This is a genomic window from Saliniramus sp., assembly GCF_035311605.1.
In the GTDB taxonomy this organism is placed as follows: domain Bacteria; phylum Pseudomonadota; class Alphaproteobacteria; order Rhizobiales; family Beijerinckiaceae; genus Saliniramus.
Window position 1 is genome coordinate 1 of record NZ_DATGCW010000189.1, and the last position, 2,816, is coordinate 2,816.

At 66.3% G+C, this 2,816-nt stretch carries 2 protein-coding genes and 1 pseudogene; all 3 read left to right on the forward strand.

Annotated elements, in window-relative coordinates; all coding sequences use genetic code 11:
* Positions 1-11 precede the first annotated feature (11 nt).
* The gene (gene murG / locus VKP01_RS08705; RefSeq protein ID WP_324411758.1) at positions 12-1,121 is read left to right on the forward strand and encodes an undecaprenyldiphospho-muramoylpentapeptide beta-N-acetylglucosaminyltransferase; all 1,110 of its coding nucleotides are present in this window, start codon (positions 12-14) and stop codon (positions 1,119-1,121) included.
* Positions 1,122-1,143: 22 nt separating this feature from the next.
* Complete coding sequence (murC, locus tag VKP01_RS08710) at positions 1,144-2,574, forward strand: UDP-N-acetylmuramate--L-alanine ligase (protein WP_324411757.1); 1,431 nt, start codon at positions 1,144-1,146, stop codon at positions 2,572-2,574.
* Positions 2,571-2,816, forward strand: a pseudogene (locus VKP01_RS08715) (UDP-N-acetylenolpyruvoylglucosamine reductase); the annotation flags it as partial. The gene murC and the pseudogene VKP01_RS08715, both read left to right, overlap by 4 nt.

Genomic DNA, 2,816 nt, shown 5'->3' on the forward strand with positions numbered 1-2,816 from the left:
GGAGCCTGAGCATGAATGCCGACAAACCCCGCGTGATGATCTCCGCCGGCGGCACGGGCGGGCATCTCTTCCCCGCCGAGGCGCTGGCCGGCATCCTGCGCGCACGCGGCTTCGAGATCTTGCTGGTCACCGACAACCGCATCGGGGAACTGGCCGAGCGCTTTCCCGCCGACAAGGTCGTCGCCATTCCCGCCGCGACGCCTTCGGGGCGCTCACCGCTCGCGGCGCTCAGGGCGGTGGTGACGCTGGCGCGCGGATTCTTCCAGGCCCGCCGGCTGATCGCCCGGACGCGACCGGACGTCGTGGTCGGCTTCGGCGGCTATCCCACCGTCCCGCCCCTGCTTGCGGGCAGTCTTGCAGGCTGCAGGACGGTTCTCCACGAGCAGAACGGCGTGATCGGGCGCGCCAACCGCTTCCTCGCCGGGCGCGTGACGCATCTGGCCTCGAGCGTCCCGGAGTTGCGTGGCATATCCGGCGCGGTGAAGGCGAAGCTCGTGATGACGGGCAATCCGGTGCGCGCGAACGTACTGGAAGCAGCAAAAATCCCCTATCCCGAGATCAGCGCCGACGCGCCCCTTGCGCTCCTCGTCTTCGGCGGCAGCCAGGGCGCGCGGATCATGTCGGATATCGTGCCACAGGCCATGGCGCTGCTCACGCCGGAAATGCGCGCGCGCATTCGCATCACGCAGCAGGCGCGGCCCGAGGATCTGGAGCGGGTGCGCGAAGCCTACGCGGCGAGCGGTGTCAAAGCCGAAATCGAGCCGTTCTTCAGGGATTTGCCAGGACGAATCGCGAAAGCGCATCTGATCATCTCACGTTCGGGCGCCTCGACCGTTTCCGAACTCGCCGTGATCGGGCGTCCGGCCATCCTCGTGCCGCTACCCGGCGCGCTCGATCAGGACCAGGCCGCCAACGCCGCGCTGCTTTCCGATGCCGGCGCCGCCCTGATGCTTCCACAAACGGAATTTACGCCGCAGCGTCTGGCGCAGGAGCTCACCACGCGTCTGGCCGATGCAGAAGGCTTGACGAAAGCGGCGCAGGCAGCCAAGAGCGCAGGGATCCCGGATGCGGCGGAGCGTCTCGCCGATCTGGTCATGCGTCTCGCCAGCAAGCAGGGCTGAGCGCCCAAACGAGAGAACCACCATGAAACTGCCCCCGAAACTCGGCCCCATCCATTTCATCGGTATCGGGGGGATCGGCATGTCGGGCATCGCGGAAGTGATGCACAATCTCGGTTATACGGTGCAGGGCTCGGATGCCTCCGCCGGCAATGCGAATGTGGCGCGGCTCGCGGAAAAAGGTATTCGCACCTTCACCGGCCATGCGGCCGAGAACGTGCAGGATGCGGAAGTCGTCGTCGTCTCCACCGCGATCCGGCGCGACAATCCCGAACTCGTGGCCGCGCGTGAATTGCGCCTGCCCGTGGTGCGGCGCGCCGAGATGCTCGCCGAGCTGATGCGGCTAAAGACGGCGATCGCCATCGCCGGCACCCACGGCAAGACCACCACCACCTCCATCGTCGCCACGCTTCTGGAAGGCGGGACTTTCGATCCGACGGTGATCAATGGCGGCATCATCAACGCCTATGGCACGAACGCCCGTATGGGCAAGGGCGACTGGATGGTGGTCGAGGCCGACGAATCCGACGGCACCTTCCTGAAGCTGCCCTGTGACTATGCCATTGTCACCAATATCGATGCCGAGCATCTCGATCATTTCGAGACCTATGACGCGGTCAAGGCGGCGTTCTTCAGCTTCATCGAGAACATCCCGTTCTACGGTTTCGCGGTAATGTGCATCGATCACCCGGCGGTGCAGGATCTCGTCGGGCGTATCGAGGACCGGCGAATCGTGACCTACGGTACCAACCGGCAAGCGGACGTGCGCGTGCATGATATCGATCTGACCGGCGGGCAGAGCCGGTTCAGCGTGACGATCCACGACCGCAAGAGGGCCGAGAGCGTGGTGATATCCGATCTCGTCATGCCCATGCCCGGTCATCACAACATGCTCAACGCCGTCGGCGCGCTCGCACTCGCCTATGAACTGGGCATGAGTCCGGATGCGATCCGCGACGCGCTGGCCGGTTTCGGTGGCGTCAAGCGACGCTTCACCCGCACGGGGGCATGGAACGGCGCCACCATCTTCGACGATTACGGCCATCACCCGGTGGAGATCGCCGCCGTGCTCAAGGCCGCCCGCGCCTCCGCCGAAGGCAAGGTCATCGCCATCGTGCAGCCGCATCGCCATACCCGCCTGCATGCGCTGTTCGATGACTTCTGCACCTGTTTCAACGATGCCGATACGGTGATCGTCGCCGATGTCTATGCCGCCGGCGAGGCCCATATTCCCGGCGCCGATCGCGACGGGCTTGTCACCGGCCTGAAAGCGCGCGGGCACCGCTCGGTGATGGCGCTCGACACGCCCGATGCTCTGCCCGGCATCATCGCGGATCTGGCCGAGCCCGGCGATTACGTGATGTTTCTGGGCGCCGGCAACATCACGCAATGGGCCTATGCCTTGCCTGATCAGCTCGCCACGCGCGAGACGGCCCCGTCGGGAGAGCGCAGGTGAGCGGCTTTCCCGATCGCAGGCAGGACATCCGCGCCGCGATCCCGGATCTGCGCGGCACGCTCACGGCGAATGCGCCGGCGGCGCCGCTCTCCTGGTTTCGCACCGGCGGGCCGGCGCAGATCCTGTTCGAGCCTGCCGACGAGGAGGATCTGGCGCTGTTTCTCGCACAGCGCCCCCGCGATCTCCCGCTCACCGTGATCGGGCGCGGCTCCAACCTGCTCATCCGCGATGGCGGCCTGCCC